A 24,669-nucleotide genomic window follows, 5' to 3' on the forward strand; every position below is an offset into this window, starting at 1 on the left:
CTCCTTTTTATATGAAATGACTGCATCACCAAATGTTTTTATAGCATAATGCCAACTGTCCTTAAATACCGACATTCTGTACACTTCGACGGAACTCCCGTTAAACTCCTTCCTATTATCCTACTTTAAATTGCATATTTTAAAACAAATTTCGACACCCACCTTACTAATCAATTCAGATTCCTATTCATTATGTAAACTTTTCATTTTTAAACTATAAAAAAAGAACCGATTAACCACACTAATCAGTTCGTCATGACGCTCTCTTATGGGTTAATACTGTCAATTGCTAAAATAAATAGAAAAATGAAGTTTACAAATTCATCCTACAGTCTATAACACAAAACCTTTTCATAACTTCATTCACAATTACTATCGGGATATCCCTATCCCGAAGTGGCACTCCTTTCCTCAGATTCAAAGTATCTTTCCTTTATAATTTATGTAGGACAATTATCACTTTGTATGTGTATTTGCCTATAATTAAAAAAATCCCTAGTTTTCTAGCGATTTTTGGACATGTATTCAATATGTTAATTGAAATGCACTTTCAATTTGGCATTTATTTTACTTTCGTACAGTCATATGTACTGCTTTACTCTGTGAAATTCTCGTAAGCACCAGCACCTCTTTATGAAAACATATTTGTTGTCACTTTTTAATTTTCCCTTTATAAAATCATTTTTTTTTGCATAACCGCTTTCTTGCTTCGCATATAGTTTTAATGATGACAAAGGAGGAATGTTCATGTCTCAATCTGAAATCGAAAAATATGGACAAGAAGTTACGCAATACGAACAGCTCGCACGTTACTATCAGTTTCGTAACCCTAAAAAATATATAGAATTATATATGAAATATTACGATGCACTATCAAAACTTGTACAGGCGTATGAAACAAGAGACTCACAAGAAGCTGCTTTACCATCACATATAAGAATTTTTCATGCCGATCCAAATATACCGGCGGTTGACATTTTAGTAAACGGACAAAAGGTTATTAAAAATATTTCATTTAAGCAATTCAGCCCTTATTTATCATTAGTGCAAGGTAAATACCGTATAGATATTGTTCCTGTCGGAAATGAAACTCCAATCTTTTCAGCGTTGGTACCAATAATGGGAAATCATACTTATACTCTTGCTGCAATAAATAGTGATAATCACCTACAATTACAACCTATACTTGATAATACACATTTACCAGCTGGTCAAGCAAAAATACGCTTTGCACATTTCTCTCCAGATACCCCTGTTGTAAATGTAGATTTAAAAGATGGAGATCATTTATTTGAAAATGTACTCTTTAAACAAATAACCGATTTTTTGCAAGTTAGCCCTGGTACAGCAGATATTGAAATTTCACTCGCAGATAATAAAAACGTTTTATTGACTATACCGAAATTCAATGTTGAACCAAATGTTATTTATACAATTTCAATAGTAGGTTATTCAACTAAAGATCCTAAATTAGAAGCCGTTATACTCACAAATTAAAACAGTCTACACCATTCATTTGGTGTAGACTGTTTATTTTTGAAATGCAATTTGAAATTCTGTCCAATCGTTATCTGATCGACACATAATGGATCCATTATGTTTTTCCACAATTTGTTTACATACAAATAATCCAATACCAGTTCCTAACTTTTTAGTAGTTACAAATGGTTCAAAAATCGTTTCTACATTTTCAGCTGGAATCATTGGTCCATTATTTTTTATCACAATTCGAATAGCTTGATCTTCTTCAAATACATCAATGATAATTTTTCGTTCTTCTTTCATTGATTCAAGAGCATCAATTGAATTCATTAATATGTTTAAAAATACTTGTCTCACTTCACTCCGATAACCAACAAGCGGAATTGGATACGGTAAATTCTTTTCAATCAAAACATTCGCATTGACCAAACTCGGATATAAGAATTGTATAATGTCTTGAAACAAGTCATTAAGCCAAAACCGTTCCGATTCATTCCACATTTCTTTTTTTGATACGAGTAAAAATTGCGAAATACGAAAATTTAATTGATCTAATTCATGCGAAATAATATCTAAATACGATAAACTCGGATGATCTGCCTTTAATAATTTGACAAACCCCATAATGGAAGTAAGCGGATTACGAAATTCATGTACAAAACTAGCTGACATTTGTCCTAAAATCGTCAGTCTTTCTTTATGTGTTTCGTTAATATATTGCTGTTTTTCCTCTAAATTCTTCGATATAATTTCCGAGTATTTTAAAACGGTATAATAAATTAATTTGTCAAAACAAGTATGTATTTTTGCCATAATTGGTTTCAATTCACGAGCGCTAACATCTAATTCACACATCGCTTCGAAAAGTTCATTTCTTCCCACGTTTGCGTTATAAACAAAATCTCCAATATTCGCATCTGCTCCAGCACGTTCAATAGCAATTTTCTCACATAACGGTTGAAGATAATTTATATCTTTATCTTCCATAGTAAGTTCGATAATTAACTCTAGTAAATCCTCTCCATTTTGAACTACTTCTAGTTTAAATGGATCTTTTTCGGAAATTATCATTTTGTTTTTCCAGTTCTCTACGAATTGGTGCCTATTGTTTTTCAAGTGTGAACAAAATATTTCTTTAATATCCTTATCGATTGGAAAAACCTCCATTCCCTCCATTTCCATACGACGAATACCCTTTATATTTTGAATATTAACACAAAAAATACGATTCGTTAATAGATTTTTGTCACATTTTGTTAATTTCTGTTGATAAAATTATTTTTTCTTTCTTATTTAACTAATTGTATGCAAATCCCCTTTTTCCTTCACATATTTTCATTATTTCCGTAGTCAAAACGACTTTTTTTGCATCATTTTTAATTCTTGCGTACAATAGAAAATGAAAGGTGTGAAAAATATGGTAAATAAAAATGTGGAAGATTATCTCCAAGAAGGCATTTACGGCCAAAAGCAAAACAAACCAGAAGAACGTAATATGTATTTAACTACATTACGTGAGCGTGTGGAAATCGCTTTAACGATCGGTCAAGTAATGCAAAGTAATGTATACTCTGAAGTGGCGGGTAGCATGCGCCCTTCTCAATCATTACAACTCCTCCTAAATGGTGGCATTGCTTACCCACATTTATCAAAATACATTAAATTAGCAAACGAAAAAAATGTTCCTTTTACAATTGTTCAAAATAAAGATACAAAAACACCAATCGGTTTAGTATTAACTCATGCTACTGCTGTAGATAAAGAACAAATTTATGTAGAAGATACTATTTTCAAACAAGAAATGAAGTAAAAGTTACACTTAATTAAATAGTTACTAGAAGCGTAAAAAACGAGTATGGAATCGTAAACATTTCCTACTCGTTTTTTAGTGCAAGTTTTAAGTTTTTCTACTTTATTTTTTAATACATACTAATTTCATTTCTGTCATTTCTTCTATTGCATATTTAATTCCTTCACGCCCCGTGCCACTTTCTTTCACGCCACCATAAGGCATATGATCTACTCTGAACGTTGGAATATCATTAATCATGACACCACCAACCTCTAGCTCATCAATTGCACGCATTGCTTTAAATAAATTATTTGTAAATACTCCTGCCTGTAAGCCGTAACGCGAATTATTTACTTGCTCAATCGCTTCATCAAATTCTTTAAATGTATTTACTGTCATGAGTGGACCGAATACTTCTTGGCACTGCACAGATACATGATTTGGAACATTTTTTAATACAGTCGGTTCAAAAATTCGTGCATCCCGCTTCTTACCACCGCATAAAACAGTTGCTCCTTCCTTAATTGCTTCTTGAACCCACATATCAATTCGCTCTACATCTCTTTTTGAAATTAAAGCTGATACATCCGTTTCCTCAAGCAGTGGATCACCAACAACAACTGATTCCATCGCTTTCTTTAGCTTCGAAAGAAATTCATGCATTTTCGTTTCATGTACAAAAACACGTTGTACTGAAATACAAACTTGCCCATTATTAACAAATGCTCCCCATTTTACACGTTCAATTATTTCATCTGTTAACTCTACATCTTCATCAATGATAACAGCAGCATTTGAGCCTAGTTCTAACGTAACTCGTTTTAGCCCAGCCTTTTGTTTTATTCCGATTCCAACTTTTGGACTTCCGGTAAAAGTAATAGAAGCAACGTAATCATTTTTGACGATTGCCTCACCAACCGTGGAGCCAGGACCAGAAATGATATTTAAAGCTCCATTTGGCAATCCTGCCTCTTCAAATAACTCAACTAATGCATAAGATGATAATGGCGTTTGATCAGCTGGCTTTAATACAACTGTATTTCCGGCAGCGATTGCTGGTCCAACTTTATGCGCTACTAAATTTAATGGGAAATTAAATGGTGTAATAGCCCCTATAACCCCAATCGGCTTTCGGATTGTATATGCAATACGCCCATCTGCACCAGGTGCGGCGTCTAATGGCAATGTCTCACCATATATACGCTTCGCTTCTTCAGCTGCAAATTTGTATGTTTGAACAGTACGATCTACTTCTCCCCTTGCAGCACGTATTGGTTTTGCAGCTTCTTTTGCAATAATCTCTGCAAATTCTTCTCTTCTTTCATCCATTTTTTGTGCAACTTTCTCTAAAATAGTCGCACGATCATATGCAGATAATGTATTCATTTTTGTCATTGCATTTTTTGCAGCGGTAACAGCCTCTTTTACATCTTCTTCCGTGCCTTGTGCAATTTCCGCTAATGTTTCTTCAGAATATGGTGCATATAATGGTTTATACGTGTTTACAGATTTCCAATCTCCATTTATATATAAATGCTTTTTCATACTTCTTCTCCTTCCAAATATATGTATACAACAATACTTCACCTAGTGAAAGGTTTGACTTATGTCATTGTATCATAGCCCTTATCCCTCAAAAAACATTATGCTCAAAAAAACTCTGCTATATAGCAGAGTTTACGAGCTAATTTGCTCTTGTAACGAAATTTGTTTTTCATCTTCTAAAATAACAATCGATTCTACTATCTTTGTAACTTCTAATCTTTTTATATAATGTCCATCTAATTCTTTCACACAAAACTTATAATTTTCAATTTCAATGGAATCCTCTTCAGCAATCTCTATATTCTTCGTTAAAATCCAACCACCGATTGTATCAACACCATCATCATCAATCCCTAAACCAAATAACATATTCACTTCACTAACAAGTACTTTTCCCTCTAGTATCGTCTTCGTTTCACTAACCTTTTGAATTTCTGGCTGCTCATCCGTATCAAACTCATCCTGAATATCTCCAACAATTTCTTCCAGAATATCTTCAACAGTAACAAGTCCAGATGTTCCACCATATTCATCTATCAATATAGCAATATGCGTTCTTTCTTTTTGCATTTTTAAAAACAAATCATGAATTGGAATAGAATCGATAACTAAAATAATTGGTCTCATATATTGCTCTACTGTCTTCTTATTAACAGCTTTATGTTGTACAAATTCAGTAAAAATATCTTTAAAATTCACAAAACCTATTACGTGGTCTTTGTCGCCATCAACAACTGGATACCTTGTATATTTTTCACGAGACATTTTTTGCAAAGCTTCTTCAGCAGGCATCTCTTTACTTATAATATTCATTTCAGTTCGAGGTACCATTATTTCTTTTGCAATGCGATCATCAAATTCAAAAATTTTATTCACATATTTATATTCAGATTGATTAATCTCACCATTTTTATAACTTTCTGAAACTAACAACCGTAATTCTTCTTCTGAATGAACCTCATCATGTCCCTTCGGCGGTTTCAGCCCTAGCAGCTTCGTAATGATTCGAGCTGAACCATTTAATAGCCAAATGAATGGGAATGCAATACGATAAAAGAAAATTAACGGCTTAGAAACAAGTAAACTCACTTGTTCAGATTTTTGAATTGCAAATGTTTTTGGGGCCAATTCACCTATTACAACATGTAAAAAAGTAATTAACAAAAACACTAAAATTACAGCAAAAATGTCTGCTAGTTGAGTAGAAATATTCCAATTTGCAAAAAGCGTATCAAACATTTGCTTTAACGCAGGTTTACCAAACCACCCAATTCCTAAAGCTGTAACAGTAATTCCCAGCTGACAAGCAGATAAATATTCGTCTAAGTTTGTAATGACTGTTTTGACCGATGTTGCACGATTATTTCCTTCTGCAATTAAATAGTCAATTCGTGAACTTCTCACTTTAACAATTGCAAATTCTGCTGCAACGAAAAATGCCGTTAAAGCAATTAAAACAATCACTATACTTATACTATATATGTCCAAATACTTTTCCTTACTTACTTTGTAAGCAAGGAAGCCACCTCCTACTTAATTTTATTCAAGTGAAGTAAGCATTCTAATACTCTAACAAAATTCTACATTAGCAACCACCTTTTTATATATTATATGCATACATAAAAAAGATATTTATCATTATGATAATCTAATTCATTTACACTCGTCAAATTATTCTAAATGTTACGATAAAACATTTTTATTTAAACGAACTATTCTTCTCAACTCAATTTCGTGAAAAAACACTTTCTTTGCCGATTCCACACTTCTTTTGTCGCACTAGAAGGGAACTTACTTCATAGCTCGAAATCATTCAACAGGATATATATAGGAGGGATTATTTTGGAATATAAAACACCATTTATCGCAAAGAAATTAGGTGTTAGCCCAAAGGCTGTTGTCCGGATCGCACAACAATTAAATCTTACGATAGAGAAAAACAAATATGGCCACTTTATTTTCACACAAGAGGATGTCGATCAAATGTTAGAACACCATCGATTTCAAATAGAGCAATCTCAAAATTCTCAATCTACTCAAAAGGCTTCCTCAAATGAAGTTGAGGAAGTTGAGGAATTAAAAACTCAAGTTAATACAATTGTTCAAAACATATTACCCAATGATTTTGAGCAATTAGCTGATCAATTAAATACTATTACGAGAAGACTTGATCGAATGGAAGAACAAATGCAAGATAAGGCAAATGATGTCGTCACGTACCAACTTTTACAACACCGTCGTGAAATGGAGGAAATGTTAGAGCGAATTCAAAAGTTAGAAGCTGCCCTAACGAAAGAAGAACCCATTTATATTACTCCTGATTCAAAACCAACATATGAACGAGAAAAGAAACCGAAGCGCCGCAAAATGATTTTTAGTATATTTGGATTATAATTTTTAGACCCTTATTAAAATAATAAGGGTCTTTTTTAATGAAGAGTTATATCCTATACAAATATTATTCTCTTTATTATACATATTCACTTCGCTTTATTTCGTTAACATAATATTTTTACTGTATTCTGCAATTAATGCCTGTGCATGAGCATTCCCTTGAATCACATCACGAAATTCTTTTAAAGAATACAAATGCGTAACCCCTTTTCGAGCATGAATTCTTACTGGTACACCTTGTAAAGTATCATGAAACTGAAATGGATTATCTATTGGCTCAATTGGAAAACCAAGTGTAAGTAAATACATATACATTCTTTTTGTTACTGCTGCAATGTACCATTCAGCTTTTGTTTCTAACGCATGTATAAATAAAATAGCTGTTAGCCTTTTGAAATGTCCTCTCCCACGAGACGTTTTCGAAATACTTAACTTGCCTATTTCATATACATTCTTCAAATCTTTTACTAAATCATTTTTAGAAAACGGATAGAAAAACTCAGAATTTGATTGTTCAGGTACCGTATACTTAATACATTCCACTGTACCAATAGGATGTTCATCTTCTATTAATAAAAATCGTGATGGATTTAAATTACGTTCTACGAACATTAAGTTTCTTTCCTCACAAAAATCTCCCCATAGTTGCTCGAACCCAAAATGTTCTTCCTTTGTTTGAACACGCTGGAACATATTTAACCGCCTTTCCCATCGCCGCTCTGTTTTTTGATAACGCTTTCACTATCTATCATATAAGAACAAATCTTCGTATGCAACTAAAAATATTTATGACTTATTATATTCTGCAAAATGAATTAGATTCCAATTTAATCGACTTTTATCCCGCGCTCAAATTCCTTTTAATAACACATTTGTAGCACTTTTCAAATCTAAATTACATTATGTTTCTTTCCATACAGCATATAATTCTTCTTAATCTAAAGAAATCCTTTATGAAAAAGGATTTCTTTTACTTCTTAATGCTTTTTAACCATTTTTCAAAAATTTGTACCATCCCATGTTTTCCAGCTAATTTCTCTTCCCCTTGTTTCGTCTTATATGGATATAACTGCAAGAAAACACCGCATCCAGACTCAATTTTTTTACTATGCATATGGCTTCCTGGATATACACAAATGACTTCATAAATTGACCTTCGATAATAGACTCGCTTTCCATCCTGTTCTTCTACATACTTTATAGACCAGTACTTATACATTTGCTCAGTTGCTTTCGTATTTCCGACGTGCTGAAAAATATTGTACATTGGACTATACTTCACTTCAATAATAATAGAAGATTTATATACGTATTTCCCATCTTCTTTTACATAACAGTCTAAGCGAATATCTGGCTTCTTCGTATCCTCACCATTGTAAAAATTACTACCTTTACTTAATGCAATAAGAGGATGTGTTTCAATTAAGTCATTAAATGCAACATGCACCTTTATATCATCTCGTTCTAAAACTACTGTCGTTCCATCTTGTAATCCATCTACATAAAAATGTTCTTGTATTTGTTCACGGATAGAGTTTCTAGCTTCAAAACCAATTTGCTCTAAAATTGAAATAACGATAAAAAAAGCGTAATATTCATACACTAAAAACGTTGGCTTATAAACAAATAATAACGATGGAGATTGATCCGTATATTGCGGGAGTACTTCTAAATGATGTAGTAATTGTTGATGTGGTATCGGTAAATCATGTAAGTTCATGTTACTTGTTTCAGTAACTTCCCTCCAAAACGAAGAATGCATTAACATTTGAAAGTATTGTACATTTTCACGCACAATATGCGCCAATATTTTATATTCTTGTATTTTCATTGAGCTCTTTCGTAAATCGGCTTCTTTTAGTAAATGTATATTTTTATATTTTTGCTTCTCTCTATCAGTTACCGATCCATTACGCTCAATTGTTTGTATAATCGTTTTTACGGCTTGAAACTCTTCTGATTTTTTCTTTTTTTCTCTTTCTAAGATTTCAATTGTTTGACGTAAAAAACTTTTTGCTTCAATTAAATAATGATAAAATTGCATCGCTTTATATTTAAGAAATGCATTTTCCTTACTATTTTTTTGTTCCATAAACTTACGATTATAATGTTTGGCATAAGGTTTTCGTTCTGCCACTATAGTTCCTTTTCTTGTTGGCCTTCGCTCTTTTCCTTCCCATTTATATTCATTTATAAATTTTGAGCTTGATTCTATTTTCTTAAAGATTTGCTTTATCATTTTCATTTTTTGGGGTAACTTTCTAAGTAACACTAAATAAGAAGAATCCTCAATATCGCTAAGTGCAGAGAAGGTCTTTTTATAGTAACCTCTATCCAAAATCAACTCATTTAAAATTGACTTCACATAGTCTTGAATCATTTCAAATTGATCATCAAAAAAGTTTTTCGGTACGATTTGAAATGCGCCATAATACGTTGTATCTTCTATACGCACTTCAAAATGGTATAAACCACAGCGCCATGGATAAAAGAATTCTGTTTTCCCATGTTCATATATTAATACTCTTTGTTTTTTTTCATTTATTTCATATTGAGCCTCTTTTATATTTTTCTGTCCCTCATATACTTTATTCCATATAAAAGTAATATTCATTGGAATTTCATAATTGTACTGCAATCTTATTGGTTTTAATTCTTGTACTTTATAAATACATTGAACTAATGCTGTAGTAGATGTACAAAGACGATTTAATAAAATATAATCTCCTTTCCCCTCATTTCCAATGATTAACTTTAATACAAAAGGGAGCGTTTCATTCGTATCAACGATTTTTGTTTCGTAACGCCCTTCATTTTGCATATCCATACAGCTCCAGTTCTCTACGTTTTTCTCGTATATATGCTAAAGAGTGTTCAAATGTAGATACTCTGTTTGCAAGTGCAGATTGCAAAAGAGGTACTAAGGTCGCCCCCCTTTTTGCTTCTTCAGAAAGTAAAGGCCCAACCATCATTTCGGTCCCTCTGATTTTCGTCAATACACGCTGCTTTATTTGTAAATCAAACCCCTCTTCTCTACTGATCATATAGGTATGATTATTTTGGAACGGTATGTTTTGCAAATAAGTCGCAATTGCATTTGCACATCGGAAAGAAATTCCCTTAGACGCGTCATGTGATGACAATACGACATGCAACTTATCTAATAGCTCTAATTCTTCTTCAGAAAACACTTCAATCATCGCTTTATTTCTCATCCAATTTATCCGAAATTCTCCCGCTGTTACTTTCAAAGGTGGATGTAATACGACTTTCGCCTGTTCCATGCCCATCTCACAAAACGGAATTTTCTGTAACGTTATTAGGTTCGTTCGATCTAATAATCGATCAGAGAGCTCTTTTGTTATTTCATCAAAATTCACAGTACCTACAAATATAATATTTTCTCCAATTTCAATTGTTGATGGAATTGAATTCTCTATGTCCTGTACACCCTCATACAAGTTTAAAATACGATTTTTTGTTTCAAGTTCAAGAACAGATAGAAACGGAGTAAACCAATGCTCAATATGAGACATGTTCATTTCATCAAAAACGATTATATACAGTTGATTTGGATTTTCTTTCGCCTTCATTAACGTCCTAACTAACTTCGTTTCACTTTCAATAAAAGTACCATTTGGATGAAGGTAACCAAGTAAATCATGTGGTTCTTGATACGATGGCGAAATCGGAATCCAAACCAACTCTTCCCCATACTGTAACCCTAATGCTTCTGCATAAGTTTGCACAAACCGTGATTTCCCAACGCCCGGTATACCACCAAGAATCGTTAACATATTTGTTTTTACACTTATATGGAAATTATAAATATCCGTTTCATCCAAATATAACCCTTTATTATGCACCATACTTTGTACATACTGTAAAAAAGACGATTCACGCTCATCCCATTCCCATTCATCTTTTTGTACTTTTATATCCTCTACTTCAACTAGCTTACCTTCTTCATGCATTCGTTTTTTTAATTGCTCATACACATAATCACTTACAAAATATAATTGATCTTCTACCGCTATTTCTACATACTTCGTCCAGTCACTGCAGTTTATATATTTACACTCACGTTTCTGTTCAAAATAGGCGATTGAGCTAATTGATGACTTTAGGGATATGTTTCCGTAAAGTCTTCCATCGTGCCACAATAATTCGGGAGGCTCAAAGTCTTTCGGAAATTTTGGCATAAGAAATGATAAATAACCGTTGCTAAGTTTTCGTTCTAAAGATTCTCTTTTTTTATTATTTGTAACTTTAGGTGCCGGAATCATTTTATAGCTGCTTGCTATTTCTTTCGGTTCTTCTGTACATATTAACTCCACGTATACATTTCCTCTTTCATAATAAAGACGAAACATTACTAGTTGCTTTTCTAATTTCCTCTTCTTTAATTCCGAAAAGATTTTTTCATTCTTTTTATTGCTACATAACCCTTCAAATACATATGGTTCATTTGTAAATTGTTCCTGTAAAGTGAATGGTATTGGCGATAAGCATTGTACAAAGAAATTCTCTCCACTCTTCTCTTTCTCAGCTTTTGTAAATTTCCCTAAAAATCTCATATAGTACATTCGTTTTATAAAACTTGGCTGAAGAGCTTTATGTAATTTCACCTTAGTCACCTTCTTTTTTCATACTATTCTTAGTGTATGAAAGAAACGAAAAACTAGAAATAAAAAACCTGACGTTATCCGCCAGGTTCAAAATAAAAACTTATATTAATGAGAAGGAAATGCTTTTTTCTCCTGTAAAATTGCATTATGAGCAATTTTCATTTTCGCAAGTACGTAACGTAATCGATCTTCAGCGTTTTCATCTTTACTTATTTGTAATTCCGCCAAATTTTCAACAGAACTTGCTAAATTTTCAATGACTCCTCTTAGTTCAGGATGATGATTAAAAAAAGATTCTTGCACTAATACTTTCCTTAACTCACTAGCTAAATCAATTATTCTAGACAACTGTTCTTTTTCTTCCATTCTCATCCCTCCTGAATATCTTATGTAGTAAATATTCTCTAAACAAAGAAAAAAGCCCTTTAAATGAAAAGGACTTTTTACATTTTTATATTTCCAGTTAATAACATATATATGGATGTGATAGCCGCAACAATAATTGCCCACATCACATACTTCTCTGCACCTACAAAGCAACGGTTCCCTTGTTCTTTTCTTGCAAATGTGTAAACAATAATTCCAATTCCATACACAATTGAAACGAGTAGTAAATTCTTTAAACCAGCTGCATAAAGAAGCCATACAGAGTAAATAGAAGCAATTAAAGCTAACGCTCCGTTTTTTAATTTAGCGTCTTTTAGCTCGTTTGTAATGACTAATTTAAATTGGAATAACGCTGATAATAAATATGGTAATAAAATTGATGTTGAGGCAATGAAATACATAATTTGATATGTTGATTCCGAAAACAAAACGATGATAAATATAGTTTGGGCAACACCATTTGAAATCCATAATGCCATGTGCGGTGTTTGCTTTTTATTTGTTTTCGTAAAGACTTTCGGAAATACGCCATCTTTTCCTGCCACATGAGAAATTTCAGAAACAAGTAAAAACCAACCAATTAATGTACCGACAAGTGAAGCAACTAATCCGATGTTAATCGCAACTGCACCCCATGGACCAACAACGTGCTCTAATACATGCCCCATTGAAGGGGTTTCTAACACAGAAAGTTCGCCTCTTGTCATAGCTCCCATTGACAGGACAGAAATTAAAATATAAATGGACATTACTAAAATAAGTCCCAATACTGTTGCCTTTCCAACATCTCGACTATTCTTCGCTCTTCCAGATAATACAACTGCTCCTTCAACTCCAATGAAAACCCAAAGTGTTACAAGCATTGTATTTTTCACTTGACCAAGTATAGCGGAAAGTGAGATCGTTCCTTCTCCCCAAAAATCATGTGTAAATGTGTCCCAGCGAAAGGCTGTTACCATTACAACAATAAATAAAACGATTGGAACTAACTTCCCTATTGTTGCGATCACATTCATAATAGAAGCTTCACGAATTCCAAATAAAATTAAAAAATGAAGTGTCCATAATAAAAGTGATGCCCCAACGATAGACGCAACATTATTTCCTCCTTTGAAAATTGGAAAGAAATAACCTAATGTACTAAACAGTAACATAATTGTTGCGACATTACCTAAGATTCCTGCTAGCCAATATCCCCAAGCACTATTAAATCCAATATATTCACCGAAACCAGCACGTGCATAACTATAAATTCCACCTTCAAGTTCCGGTTTTTGTCTTGCTAACGTTTGATATACGAGCGCAAGTGGAATCATTCCCATCGCTGTAATACACCAGCCAATTATTATTGCACCACTGTTTGCTCCTACTGCTAAATCATGCGGTAAACTAAAAACACCGCCACCAACCATTGTTCCAACTACTAATGCGATTAATGGAAAAAATCCTAACTTCTTTTCTATTTGTACCACCCCATCTGTCATTCTAGGTGTTATGTTCGTTCAACTATTAAAGTCACCTTTTTCTCTAATAGACGTTTCTCTTATATTTTTTCAGGAAAACATTACTTATTCTAAAAGAAAATGAGCAAAAATGGAATACTTTTTTGAAAAAATGTATAAGTATGCACAAAAAAACCGCTCATTTTGTAATGAACGGCCATTTCAAACATATAAATTTGTATATTTCTTGTAAATTTAACGAAGTAACTTCTCTTTTTGTAAAAATTGTTTTGCGACTTCTTCACTACTTTTACCATTTACGTTAACTTCATAATTCATTTTTCGCATTTCTTCATCTGTAATCTTTCCAGATAATTTATTTAATACCTTTTCAAGTTCAGGATATTTCTGTAACGTTTCTTTTCTTAATAATGGTGCTCCTTGATAAGGTGGGAATAACCCTTTATCATCTTTTAGCACTTTCAGTCCGTATTGCTCCAATTCACTATCTGTTGAATATGCATCAATTACGTTAACATCTCCAGATTCAATTGCGCTATAACGCAGCTTCGGCTCCATCGTTTTAACATTCGAGAACTTATAGTTATATAATTTTTGCATTCCTTTATAACCATCTTCACGATCAGCAAATTCCAATGTAAATCCTACTTTGGCTTCCTGCGCAACATTCCCTAAATCAGAAATTGTATTTATATTCTTTTGATCTGCTATTTTTTTCGGCATAGCTAGTGCATATGTATTGTTATACTCCATTGGCTTCAACATAATCATATTATATTTCTTTTCCATTCCAATGCGAGCCTGCTCATATACTTCATCACGATTTGTACTCTTTGGTTCTTCTTTCACGAAAGTAGATAAAGCTGTTCCTGAAAATTCTGGGTATATATCTACTTCTCCTGATTTCAACGCTTCAAATACAAATGCTGTTTTCCCAAGACCTGGTTTTAATTGTACGTGTAAATCTGTATCTTGTTCAATAAGCTGCTTATACATTTGAATTAAAATTTCAGGTTCTGATCCAAGTTTGCCCGCAATAACAATATCTTTCTTTTCTGTACTCCAAAGAAATGGAGAAGCAATCATTATACAAACAATACATATCGTCAATATAACACGCTTAGAAGAGCGTTTCGGTCGTTCAAGTATGCGAAGTACTATATCAAAGAATAAAGCGAGTAACGCGGCTGGTACGGCCCCTAAAATGATAAGCGCATGATCATTTCGATCTATACCTAATAGTATAAGCTTACCGAGCCCACCTGCACCAATGAGAGCTGCTAATGTAGCCGTTCCAACAATTAATACCATCGCTGTACGAATACCAGCCATAATGATAGGCAATGCAAGAGGAAGTTCTACCTTCCACAATCTTCTCCAACTATTCATCCCCATAGCTTTCGCGGCTTCTATTAAAGATTCATCTAATTCCCTTATTCCTGTATATGTATTTCGTAAAATAGGTAATAGTGCATACACAACTAATGCGATAATCGCTGGAAGTTTTCCGATTCCTACTAATGGAATTAATAGTCCGAGTAATGCAAGTGATGGCACTGTCTGCATTACTGCAGAAGTTCCTATTATAAATTCAGCCATTCGTTCTTTTCTTGTTAATAAGATGCCAAGTGGCACCGCTATAATTACTGCAAAAAATAATGAAATAAGCGATATTTGTAAATGCTCACTTAATGCAGTTAGTAATTCTATTTTTCGTTCTTGGAACGTTTGTATAAAATTAGTCACTGTTTAGCCTCTTTCCTTCATTTGTTCAACAATGTAATTGACAATGTGACGACTTGTTAACGCTCCAATATATTGACCGTTTTTTTCAACTGGAACGACCTCCTCATCACGCACACGAACTAACGCTTCTTGTAAAGAAGAATGTAATGATAGCGCCTGCCCTTCTAATTGCACACTTTGATCAAGTGGCAATACATCTGCTATACTTTTCCCCTGATACCAAGTTCGCCCACGATTTCCAATGAATTCCTCTACAAATTCATTTTTCGGATTATGTATAATTCCTTCTGGTGTATCTAGTTGAACAACTTTTCCTTCTTTCATAATACAAATGCGATCTCCAAGTGATAATGCTTCTTGCATATCATGTGTTACGAATACGATTGTTTTTTGAATCTTTTTTTGCAACTGTACAATATCCTTCTGAAGCTGTTCCCTACTTAATGGATCTAACGCGCTAAATGGTTCATCCATAAGAATGATTTTCGGGTTTGCAGCTAATGCTCGCACGACACCGACACGTTGTTTTTGTCCTCCTGACAATTCATCAGGCATACGATTTCGATAAATATCCGGATCTAATCCAACCATATGTAACAAGTCATCGACGCGTGCTTTAATTTCTTTTTTGCTCCATTGCCTCATTTCAGGAACAACTGCAATATTTTCAGCAATTGTCATATGAGGAAACAAAGCAATCTGTTGCAACACGTATCCTATATCCCAACGTAATTCGTTTATATTATATTGTTGAATATCTTTTCCATCGATTAAAATCGATCCTTCAGTCGTTTCGATTAAACGATTAATCATCTTCATTGTCGTTGTTTTCCCGCAACCACTCGGACCGATGAGAACAAAAAATTCTCCCTTTTTAATTTCTAAATGCAATGAATCCACTGCTTTCGTGCCATCTTCATACGATTTTGACACATGATTAAATTGAATCACAAATACAACTCCTTTACTGTTGTTTCCTTTATTTTGATGGAATATGGCATTCATTTCAAATGATACGCTTTTAAATTAAAAAAGAGCTCACATTTGAGCTCTAACGGTCGAACAATATTGTTTTCATAATAGCAGCATATTCGCGAACATACATTTTTCTCTTAGAACGAATTGGTGTTTCAGCAGCTAGTGCCTCCATCTTCATGCCTAAACGCTTTGCAATTATTTTCGTTCGATATAAATGATACGTATTACTTACAACTACCGCATGTTTCACATTATATAAATTCATACTAAACTTTAAGTTTTCATACGTATTTGTAGATTGATCTTCTATTAAAATACGACTCTCATCTATACCGTGTACCATTAAATAGTTTCTCATGCTGTGAGCTTCCGGTATATCTTCATCTTCTCCTTGACCACCTGAAACAATTACTTTCGCTTCAGGATGGGAAAATAAATACTCCAACGCTACATCCAAACGATTTTGAAGAGATAAAGACGGTCTATCTCCAAATAACTTTGCACCCAGTATAAGAACGTACGGAGAGTGATAGCTCAACTTTTCACGAGCAACTTTGTTCATTCTAAACGTCATATAAATGATATATAGTGGCGGTAATAATAAAATGATAAGAAAGATCCATTTGTTCATAAATAAGTTTGCACTCCCTTTCTTTTTATTATACAGAAAAAGAAAGGGCGGCAGAAGTGTTTTTTAAACGATTGATTTATTAGAAACATTCGCCGCTACTTTACGTTGTGATAGTACATAATAAATAGCGATTCCTAATGAGAAGATCAATATGCAGCTTAATACGTAAAATGGAAGCATTACTCCGGCTTTAGATACACCCGCTGTAAACAGCATTAATAATACAATTCGTATTCCAGTACCAATTAAGCGAAATAAGCTGTCTACACGTCCCATTACTTCGTTTGGAATTTCCTCCATCATCAATACATTTCTCGCCACTCTTGTACCCGCATTTCCAACTGCTTGAAAAATTGCAAGTCCATATAAGAAAATTACGGAAGGTTCAATAATCATTGCGGTAATTGAAATTACATAAATGAACATCGTCATAACGATTGAAACTTCTGTTTTTACATATTTCATTATGAGTGGAATACAGATTCCTGCAACAACCGCTCCGACACCGTACATCATCCCCTCTATTGCGTATACAGAGGCATTGGCTTTAAGTATATCCGAAATATAAACTGGTATTAAATAATTTGCCATCATAACACCTATAAACGGCATATAAGTGGCCAGTAAGAACCAAAAGAGCTTAGGACGTTTTTTCATAAAGTGAATTCCTTCAAACAATTGCTTCTTAAATGTTATTTTTCTTTTCACTTCTTTTTTCTTTACGTACGGTATACATAAGAAAAGAAAAAATGCTCCAGCAAAAGTTAACATGTCTACTAACAAAATCCACTTCAAAGATACAATTTCAATTAAGAAGCTCGCGGCCGCTCCAGAAATAACTTGTGTTAACTGTCCTTGTATTTCCATCGTTCCACTTAAACTTTTATAATGTTCTGCTTGAAATATCTCTTGGTTGAACGCAAATATTGTAGGATAAAATAATAAATAGTAGAATGATCCGGCTATATAAATAAGAATATAGTGAATAGAATGATAAGATTGCCCAGCAAATCCCCATATAACCATTATTCCGATTACGGCTATTCCGATTCCTTCGTTACATAGCAATAAAGATTTTCTTGAAAAACGATCAATACTTTGCCCAATGAATGGTGTTAATAAAAACATAATGAGGGTTGCAATGATAGAAACATAACCAAATGTTGTCTCTCCTCCACTCTCTTTAATTAACAGCCAAGGAATCGTTATCATAACAATTCCGGAACCAATAGCAGATAGACTATTGGCTCCTAGAATGTAATACAAGCGAGAATCATGATAAAGTGAGGACATATCACTCCACTCCTAGTTGTTTTTTCACCTCTTTATATACGCTCATATATGCTTTCAATTCTTTAACTACATCATGAATTAATGGTTTTGCATCTTCCCCAAGTTCACCATCTTGCACATGTAATCCATCAAGCACAACTTGTTTTGGGATTGCATTTGCATAAACACCTCTAGCGACAGTTCGCATGCTGTTTAATGCATTTATTCCACCTTTACCGCCACCAGCAACCGCTAACAACGCAACTGGTTTATGAATAAATTCACTACTACTTAAGTAATCTAAAGAGTTTTTCAGCGCACCACTCATCGCATTATGATATTCTGGTGTACATAATACAACCCCATCCGCAGCTTTCACTAACGTTTTTAATTTTTTCACTGCCTCTAAATCACGTTGTGACTCTTCTCCATTGTATAAAGGTAACTCCTCAATTGCTAAATCATATAATTCCCCTTCAAATTGATCCGCAATATATTTTGCCACCACGCGAGTTCTACCAAATTTTCTTGGTGTACCGTTAATAACGACTAGTTTCATGATTATTTCTCCCCTTTGTTTTCAAGTTCTACTTATATATTATCAGAAATTTCTATACAAAATACAATATAAAGAGTTAACTTGTTTCATAAAATAGTATGATAAACAAAAAAGAACTCATACTTTCGTATGAGTTTCGTACAATTACTTTGTTTCATCTCTCATGCTCAATGTACCTAAACTTTCATTTGCTTCAAAATGATTATATGCCTTTTCCGCTAATCTTTTCCGTTCTTCTGGTAATTCTATATATTTCATTACGTTTTCAATTATTTTTTCGTACGGAGTAAATACAATTCCTGGCCACTCTACCTCATCTTCTGGATTACTATTTTCGGAAATAATAAATTTCTTATTCGCAACTGCATAAGACACGCGAGGTGTTTCAAGAATTCCTGATAAGTAAAAATGAATATTTAATATAATTTTAGCTCTAGCAATCAATTCATTTCTAACAATTCCCCACGCATTATTTTTAAAAACTATATTTAAATTCGGGGCAATCGCTTTTAGATGATCAAAAATAGCTTGTCGCCTCGGATTAAGAGCACCTATAAACAGAATATCAATATCTTCAATAATCTCATCTTCAAACGCATCTTTTTTTATTTCCAAAGTTGGAGCATAGTTCATTTCTACATGTTTTATTTCTTTTCCTACCCCTTTTTGTTGAAGCCATTCTATATTTTGTTTACTATAATCCCAAATCACTCTATCTTTTAATAATATTAAATAAAGGGGATGCGCATATGGACTTCCTTCGTATAGCTGTTCTAAATTATAAATAATTGCATCTTTCGGAAGAAGATTCGGGTTATATGCGTATGTATGTGCTCCAAAAACAACTGTATTCTTTGCATTTTCCAGTATTGTTTCTGATATAATTACTGTATTACCCTCCTGCTCCAACCGCCACTTTAAAGCTCGCGCAACATCTATGAAACTACCGTATGTCTTTGGGCATATAAAAAGACAATAATCATATTCTTTATTCAAATAAACTTCCATTAATCTTAAATTATTTTTATATAAATCTACATCTGGATGTTTAAGTACCAACTCATTTGCATGTTTTCTTGCTACTTTATATAATCCAGCATAATAAGCAGCGATGCATCTTCTTAATTCGATTCTTTCCCGGTCCTCATCTAATACATCCATGTTTAAAAGAAGATTTGCGATACAATACGCTTTTAAATGATCACGATCATAATAATAGTCTAGTAGTGGCATCAATTCTTCATACGTATTTCCATGCACCGATTCTCCTAGTTCAATCGCCCATCTCATTAATTCCATGATTACTCCACTACTCCTTTAACCGAAAATGTATTTAATAAAATTTCGCATTATTCTCTACTATATTTGCTATATGAAATGGAATCTTTTCTTTTATCGATTCCAAATACTTTTGCGATACCGCCCCTAAATGTTTTTTATGAGGTATATAGAAAGCACTAATAGAAATTTCATAGTCAAATAAGTAATCATACACATGATAATCTACAAATAGAAGATCATCCTTTGGAAAAGGAATTTCCTTCCCTTGCAGAGCGTACATCAAAGCAATATTGTTTTGAGATCGTAATCGATACAACCTTGCAAGTTGGTATAATGGTTCAGCCCGGGTTGGTCTATATTCCCAAGCTTTTTGAAAATAAAAAACAGCTAATGCTAAATATTGCTCTTCTTGCCCTTTAACAGTTTCTTTTTCATCAGCATCTGTCACTTCATTTTGTTTATTTGCTGAACGATTTGCTAACTGCTCATAACAAAATCCTATTCGCAATAACGAATAGAATACCTCTTCAACCCATCCTCCTGCTTCCACTCGTTTTTTATACCATTTAATTGAATTCTCAAATTGACTTAAATGAAAATAAGTCTGAGCTAAATAAAATAAATATCTTATATGCAAATCTGGCGTTGTTTCTGGGTCGTTTATTCCTTGTAACAACAACCTCTCATCTCTTTCAAATTTATCAGCTTTGCTCCCGCCATCTCCGGGATCATTCACGACAAGAGTCTCTAACCGAGCTACCCTCGTATTGTAATTCGCTCCAACTTTTGAACGATCTATATCCCAATACTCATGAGTAACACCGACAGATTTCCATGGTAAAGAAGCTTTTAAAAGACGCGTAAGCCAATATTTAATATGAACATCATATTGTAATGTAAGATAATGATCTTCCGTTAAGCTCGTTTTATCGAAATTCGGATCAACCTCTAAAATCATATCCGCATCTAATATTAATAAATAATCTGCTTCTGGGTATGTTTTTTGCGCTAACGAAACAGCTAAGCTTCTGTTATAACCAAAGTTTTTAAACGGCTCATGATGAACCGTCCCAGGTATCTCATTTTCCTTACACCAATTTTCAATAATTTCAGGCGTATTATCCGTCGATCCAGTATCACAAATAGAAACAAAGTCTACAATTGATTTTGTTGCATTTAAACATCTTTCCATAATTCTAGACTCATTTTTGACGATCATACAAAGACATAACTTTTTTTCTTCCTTTACAGACTTCACTTGCTCATTTCCCATTTAACCACCTCATATTTTATTAACACGCTCTTCTCATATGTAACAACATTTCTTAGCTATACTGATGACATAAGCACCCTTTTACTATTTATGAAAACTTCATTTTATTTATTCTTACTTTTATGTTGGGACATATTTCATGCAGCGCTTTATATTTGATACAATCAATACAAAAAACATATTGCGGGAATCCGTACATTGCAAAGTCTAAGAGGAGGTTATATTTTGTTGGATTACATTTGGCTAGATGACAAATCACCAATTTTAGAACAACTACCAAACACCTTTAAATCTGCAGCTATATTGCTACACCCTTTTGTCCAAATGCCTTTAGGATGGGAAAAGTCTGTGAGAAAAAGACCATATGAGCACATCTATCCTAGCGCTGAAGAAATCATTCATAATGGGAAATCCGTTTCTTGGAAGGAAATGATGTCTTATAGTGGATTACATTCATACGCAGAATTAGCAATGGCCATGTTGACTTCCATTGGTGCTTTTACAGAAGAATATAAAAGAGAGGATTTAGCTGAAAAGCTATATTCAAACTTAAAAAAAGATCTTTATTATCCAACAGAAGATTATACGTCTATATTTTTATTACATAAATTACTTAAACTCCTCGGTTCTAAAGGTGCAAAAAATTTATATTTCTCTGAACCAATTCTTGATACAAACGGATTATTAGCGGTAGATAATACTACTCCATTAGATATTTGGGACATTAGCAATAATGAGTTAATTATTACTGGCGAAGATAATGAGTATGCGTTTATGAGTATATTTGATTCCTTTACAACCTTATTATTAGCTAAAGAAGAAAATATAGAATATATTGTTCATTCAATGAACGTTGAAGCTGTCATTTGTGACAAAAAAACAATGATTGATTGGTATTTTTAAATTAGTAGTTTCTTAAACTATAAAAAAGAAACTTGCGCTTATACACAAGTTTCTTTTCAAAAACATCCTTATTTTTTCACAACTTCATGTCCACCGAACTGATTACGTAGTGCTGAAACTACTTTTCCATGGAATGTATCATCTTCCTGAGAACGATAGCGCATAAATAATGACATAGCGATTACTGGTGCTGCAGCTTGAAGTTCAAGTGCAGTTTCAACAGTCCATTTTCCTTCTCCTGAAGAGTTCATTACACCTTTAATGCCATCTAGTTTCGGATCTTCTGCAAATGCTTTTTCAGTTAAGTCCATTAACCAACCACGGATAACTGATCCGTTCGCCCATACTTTTGCAACATCTTCATAATTGAAATCAAAGTCACTCTTATCTAGTACTTCAAATCCTTCAGCGATTGCTTGCATCATGCCGTACTCAATACCGTTATGAACCATTTTTAAGAAATGACCACTACCAACACGGCCAGCATAAGAATAGCCATTTTCTACTGCTAAATCTTTAAATAAAGGTTCTAATTGGTCGTAAATTTCTTTTTCTCCACCAACCATTAAGCAAGCACCGTATCTAGCTCCTTCTACACCGCCTGATGTACCGATATCTACATAATGTAATCCGAAGCTTTTTGCTTCTTCAGCACGGCGTAACGTATCTTTATAGAATGAATTTCCGCCTTCAATAACGATATCACCTTCATCTAATAACGAATATAGATCTTTTAGTACTGACTCTACAACTTCTCCTGCAGGCACCATTACCCAAATTGTACGAGGAGCTTCTAGTTCAGCAATCATTTCTTTTAATGTATGACGTGCAGTAATTCCTAGTTTTCCTGCCTTTTCAACAAGCTCTTTATTTACATCGTATACTACTAATTCATGCTTGTCTTCATATAAGTGTTCAGCTAATGGGAATCCCATTTTTCCTAATCCAATTAAACCTAGTTTCATATTAATCAATCTCCTATTCTATACAAATATATTTAATATTGAAATTAGCCCAAGTGCTACTACAGATAATATAGTCTCCATTGCAGTCCATGTTAATAATGTTTCTTTCACAGTCATTCCGAAATACTCTTTAATCATCCAAAATCCTGAATCATTCACGTGTGATAAAATTAATGACCCTGCACCAGTTGCAAGTGCTAATAATTCAACATTTACACCTGGTGTGCTTGCTGCAATCGGTGCAACAATTCCAGCCGCTGTCATCATAGAAACAGTAGCTGATCCAGTTGCAATTCGGATTAGTGCCGCAATTCCCCACCCTAATAATATCGGTGAAATATGTGATTCTTTCGCCATATCTGCAATTGTCGTTCCAATTCCAGAATCTAATAATACTTTATTAAATGCGCCGCCTGCACCAATCACTAACAATATGTTTGCAATAGGTCCAAGACAATCATTTGTAAATTGTAACACTTTATCTTTTGAGAAACCTTTTGCATATCCAAGACTAAAGAAAGAGTAAATGGTTGCAATTAATAAAGCCACAATCGGATCTCCAATAAAGTGTAATACTTGTGCTAGTTGACTCGTTTTATTTAATGCAACTTCTGCTATTGATGCACCAAGCATAAGAAATACTGGAAGTAAAATTGTAAACAATGTATTCCAAAAGCTAGGAAGCTCTTTTTTATTATCTTTTTCAACAAATTGCTCCGCTATATCTAATGGTACTTCCTTATGTATACGAGCACCAATCCATTTCCCGTAAAGTGGACCTGAAATAATTGCAGTTGGAAGTCCGACAATTAACGCATATAAAATTGTCTTCCCTACATCTGCTTTAAAAATACCAACTGCCGCCATTGCCGCTGGATGCGGTGGAACAAGTCCGTGTACGACTGACAGTCCTGCTACTAGCGGAATACCAATTGTAATAAGTGATACCCCAGTTTCTAATGCAATTGTAAATACTAACGGAATTAATAGTACAAATCCAACTTGGAAAAATACCGGAATCCCGACTAAAAATGCAACGAACATCATCGCCCAGTGAACTCGTTTCTTCCCAAAACGATTAATTAATGTGTTAGCAATTCGTTCAGCACCACCAGATTCGGCCATCATTTTTCCAAGCATCGTTCCTAGTGCTAAAACTATCGCTAAAAATCCTAACGTATTACCAAGCCCTAGTTTAATAGAATCAATAATCCCTGGATCTTTTGGTGAAGTTCCAATTAAAGGCATTCCCATTGCTAATCCTACACCAATTGCTGTTAAAATTAATGCGACAAATGGATGCCATTTTACTACCGTAATAAGTAAAAGTAGTATGACAACTGCCGCTAGTACGATCCCAACTACCATTT

Annotated in this window: 20 protein-coding genes and 1 pseudogene; 4 read left to right on the plus strand and 17 right to left on the minus strand. The window is 33.6% G+C overall.

Features of this window, described 5'->3' with window-relative positions; all coding sequences use genetic code 11:
- Positions 1–747: 747 nt before the first annotated feature.
- On the plus strand, positions 748–1,497 hold the full coding sequence (locus D1166_RS05570; RefSeq protein WP_000083284.1) for a DUF4397 domain-containing protein: 750 nt from the start codon (positions 748–750) through the stop codon (positions 1,495–1,497).
- Positions 1,498–1,530: 33 nt separating this feature from the next.
- Here D1166_RS05570 and D1166_RS05575 read toward each other — a convergent pair whose 3' ends face one another.
- Positions 1,531–2,664, minus strand: a complete 1,134-nt coding sequence (locus D1166_RS05575; RefSeq protein WP_000425086.1) for a BA2291 family sporulation histidine kinase — start codon at positions 2,662–2,664, stop codon at positions 1,531–1,533.
- A 235-nt stretch (positions 2,665–2,899) separates the two neighbouring features.
- On the opposite strand from D1166_RS05575, the gene D1166_RS05580 reads away from it, so the two are divergent.
- Positions 2,900–3,292: a YueI family protein gene (locus D1166_RS05580; protein ID WP_000247557.1), complete on the plus strand. Its 393-nt coding sequence runs from the start codon at positions 2,900–2,902 to the stop codon at positions 3,290–3,292.
- A 102-nt stretch (positions 3,293–3,394) separates the two neighbouring features.
- Here D1166_RS05580 and D1166_RS05585 read toward each other — a convergent pair whose 3' ends face one another.
- Together D1166_RS05585 and D1166_RS05590 are read right to left on the minus strand one after the other, a co-directional pair.
- Entirely contained in the window at positions 3,395–4,819 is a 1,425-nt protein-coding gene (locus D1166_RS05585) for an aldehyde dehydrogenase family protein (protein WP_000716458.1), read from the minus strand.
- A 132-nt stretch (positions 4,820–4,951) separates the two neighbouring features.
- The gene (locus D1166_RS05590; protein WP_001987328.1) at positions 4,952–6,307 is read right to left on the minus strand and encodes a hemolysin family protein; all 1,356 of its coding nucleotides are present in this window, start codon (positions 6,305–6,307) and stop codon (positions 4,952–4,954) included.
- Positions 6,308–6,661: 354 nt separating this feature from the next.
- Here D1166_RS05590 and racA point away from each other — a divergent pair, with 354 nt between their 5' ends.
- Entirely contained in the window at positions 6,662–7,213 is a 552-nt protein-coding gene (gene racA, locus D1166_RS05595; protein ID WP_098221015.1) for a chromosome-anchoring protein RacA, read from the plus strand.
- A gap of 96 nt (positions 7,214–7,309) precedes the next feature.
- On the opposite strand, the gene D1166_RS05600 is transcribed toward racA, so the two are convergent.
- The 12 genes from D1166_RS05600 to D1166_RS05650 all read right to left on the minus strand — a co-directional run bounded on the left by D1166_RS05600 (position 7,310) and on the right by D1166_RS05650 (position 21,431).
- Positions 7,310–7,906: a hypothetical protein gene (locus tag D1166_RS05600; RefSeq protein WP_000487795.1), complete on the minus strand. Its 597-nt coding sequence runs from the start codon at positions 7,904–7,906 to the stop codon at positions 7,310–7,312.
- A gap of 277 nt (positions 7,907–8,183) precedes the next feature.
- The gene (locus D1166_RS05605; RefSeq protein ID WP_001178734.1) at positions 8,184–10,034 is read right to left on the minus strand and encodes a hypothetical protein; all 1,851 of its coding nucleotides are present in this window, start codon (positions 10,032–10,034) and stop codon (positions 8,184–8,186) included.
- On the minus strand, positions 10,024–11,841 hold the full coding sequence (locus tag D1166_RS05610; RefSeq protein ID WP_118043256.1) for an AAA family ATPase: 1,818 nt from the start codon (positions 11,839–11,841) through the stop codon (positions 10,024–10,026). Before D1166_RS05610 ends, D1166_RS05605 begins: the two co-directional genes overlap by 11 nt.
- A 105-nt stretch (positions 11,842–11,946) precedes the next feature.
- On the minus strand, positions 11,947–12,207 hold the full coding sequence (locus tag D1166_RS05615) for a hypothetical protein (protein ID WP_000391445.1): 261 nt from the start codon (positions 12,205–12,207) through the stop codon (positions 11,947–11,949).
- Positions 12,208–12,284: 77 nt separating this feature from the next.
- Positions 12,285–13,712: a basic amino acid/polyamine antiporter gene (locus D1166_RS05620; protein WP_000129448.1), complete on the minus strand. Its 1,428-nt coding sequence runs from the start codon at positions 13,710–13,712 to the stop codon at positions 12,285–12,287.
- 213 nt (positions 13,713–13,925) lie between these two features.
- Positions 13,926–15,437: an ABC transporter permease/substrate-binding protein gene (locus D1166_RS05625; RefSeq protein WP_000181014.1), complete on the minus strand. Its 1,512-nt coding sequence runs from the start codon at positions 15,435–15,437 to the stop codon at positions 13,926–13,928.
- A 3-nt stretch (positions 15,438–15,440) separates the two neighbouring features.
- A complete protein-coding gene (locus D1166_RS05630; protein WP_000614078.1) occupies positions 15,441–16,388 on the minus strand; it encodes an ABC transporter ATP-binding protein in 948 nt (315 codons plus the stop codon).
- A gap of 100 nt (positions 16,389–16,488) precedes the next feature.
- Entirely contained in the window at positions 16,489–17,046 is a 558-nt protein-coding gene (locus tag D1166_RS31550) for a YdcF family protein (protein ID WP_003312004.1), read from the minus strand.
- A gap of 63 nt (positions 17,047–17,109) precedes the next feature.
- Positions 17,110–18,339 carry an MFS transporter gene (locus tag D1166_RS05635; protein WP_000097173.1) on the minus strand — a complete coding sequence of 410 codons (1,230 nt, stop codon included), beginning with the start codon at positions 18,337–18,339 and terminating at the stop codon, positions 17,110–17,112.
- A 1-nt stretch (position 18,340) separates the two neighbouring features.
- Positions 18,341–18,877, minus strand: a complete 537-nt coding sequence (locus tag D1166_RS05640; RefSeq protein ID WP_000780355.1) for an NADPH-dependent FMN reductase — start codon at positions 18,875–18,877, stop codon at positions 18,341–18,343.
- Between the two features lie 144 nt (positions 18,878–19,021).
- Positions 19,022–20,176 (minus strand): CgeB family protein, encoded by a 1,155-nt coding sequence (locus tag D1166_RS05645; protein WP_000422325.1) that lies wholly within the window; start codon positions 20,174–20,176, stop codon positions 19,022–19,024.
- Positions 20,177–20,210: 34 nt separating this feature from the next.
- Positions 20,211–21,431 carry a glycosyltransferase gene (locus D1166_RS05650; protein ID WP_000526219.1) on the minus strand — a complete coding sequence of 407 codons (1,221 nt, stop codon included), beginning with the start codon at positions 21,429–21,431 and terminating at the stop codon, positions 20,211–20,213.
- Between the two features lie 139 nt (positions 21,432–21,570).
- Here D1166_RS05650 and D1166_RS05655 point away from each other — a divergent pair.
- Positions 21,571–22,334, plus strand: a pseudogene (locus D1166_RS05655) (DUF2711 family protein).
- A 68-nt stretch (positions 22,335–22,402) separates the two neighbouring features.
- Here the strand turns inward: D1166_RS05655 and gnd are convergent.
- Positions 22,403–23,299 (minus strand): phosphogluconate dehydrogenase (NAD(+)-dependent, decarboxylating), encoded by an 897-nt coding sequence (gnd, locus tag D1166_RS05660; protein ID WP_097856179.1) that lies wholly within the window; start codon positions 23,297–23,299, stop codon positions 22,403–22,405.
- An 18-nt stretch (positions 23,300–23,317) separates the two neighbouring features.
- A complete protein-coding gene (locus D1166_RS05665; protein WP_000260208.1) occupies positions 23,318–24,667 on the minus strand; it encodes a GntP family permease in 1,350 nt (449 codons plus the stop codon).
- Positions 24,668–24,669: the final 2 nt, after the last annotated feature.

This window comes from Bacillus sp. ISO11 (genome assembly GCF_003458115.1).
Lineage (GTDB): Bacteria > Bacillota > Bacilli > Bacillales > Bacillaceae_G > Bacillus_A > Bacillus_A cereus.

Bases quoted from the DNA above. Each gene is read 5' to 3' on its own strand.
- D1166_RS05570 (WP_000083284.1), top strand. From the start codon at position 748: ATGTCTCAATCTGAAATCGAAAAATATGGACAAGAAGTTACGCAATAC.
- D1166_RS05575 (WP_000425086.1), bottom strand. From the start codon at position 2,664: ATGGAAATGGAGGGAATGGAGGTTTTTCCAATCGATAAGGATATTAAA.
- D1166_RS05580 (WP_000247557.1), top strand. From the start codon at position 2,900: ATGGTAAATAAAAATGTGGAAGATTATCTCCAAGAAGGCATTTACGGC.
- D1166_RS05585 (WP_000716458.1), bottom strand. From the start codon at position 4,819: ATGAAAAAGCATTTATATATAAATGGAGATTGGAAATCTGTAAACACG.
- D1166_RS05600 (WP_000487795.1), bottom strand. From the start codon at position 7,906: ATGTTCCAGCGTGTTCAAACAAAGGAAGAACATTTTGGGTTCGAGCAA.
- D1166_RS05605 (WP_001178734.1), bottom strand. From the start codon at position 10,034: ATGCAAAATGAAGGGCGTTACGAAACAAAAATCGTTGATACGAATGAA.
- D1166_RS05615 (WP_000391445.1), bottom strand. From the start codon at position 12,207: ATGGAAGAAAAAGAACAGTTGTCTAGAATAATTGATTTAGCTAGTGAG.
- D1166_RS05620 (WP_000129448.1), bottom strand. From the start codon at position 13,712: ATGACAGATGGGGTGGTACAAATAGAAAAGAAGTTAGGATTTTTTCCA.
- D1166_RS31550 (WP_003312004.1), bottom strand. From the start codon at position 17,046: ATGAACAAATGGATCTTTCTTATCATTTTATTATTACCGCCACTATAT.
- D1166_RS05635 (WP_000097173.1), bottom strand. From the start codon at position 18,339: ATGTCCTCACTTTATCATGATTCTCGCTTGTATTACATTCTAGGAGCC.
- D1166_RS05640 (WP_000780355.1), bottom strand. From the start codon at position 18,877: ATGAAACTAGTCGTTATTAACGGTACACCAAGAAAATTTGGTAGAACT.
- D1166_RS05645 (WP_000422325.1), bottom strand. From the start codon at position 20,176: ATGGAATTAATGAGATGGGCGATTGAACTAGGAGAATCGGTGCATGGA.
- D1166_RS05650 (WP_000526219.1), bottom strand. From the start codon at position 21,431: ATGGGAAATGAGCAAGTGAAGTCTGTAAAGGAAGAAAAAAAGTTATGT.
- gnd (WP_097856179.1), bottom strand. From the start codon at position 23,299: ATGAAACTAGGTTTAATTGGATTAGGAAAAATGGGATTCCCATTAGCT.
- D1166_RS05665 (WP_000260208.1), bottom strand. From the start codon at position 24,667: ATGGTAGTTGGGATCGTACTAGCGGCAGTTGTCATACTACTTTTACTT.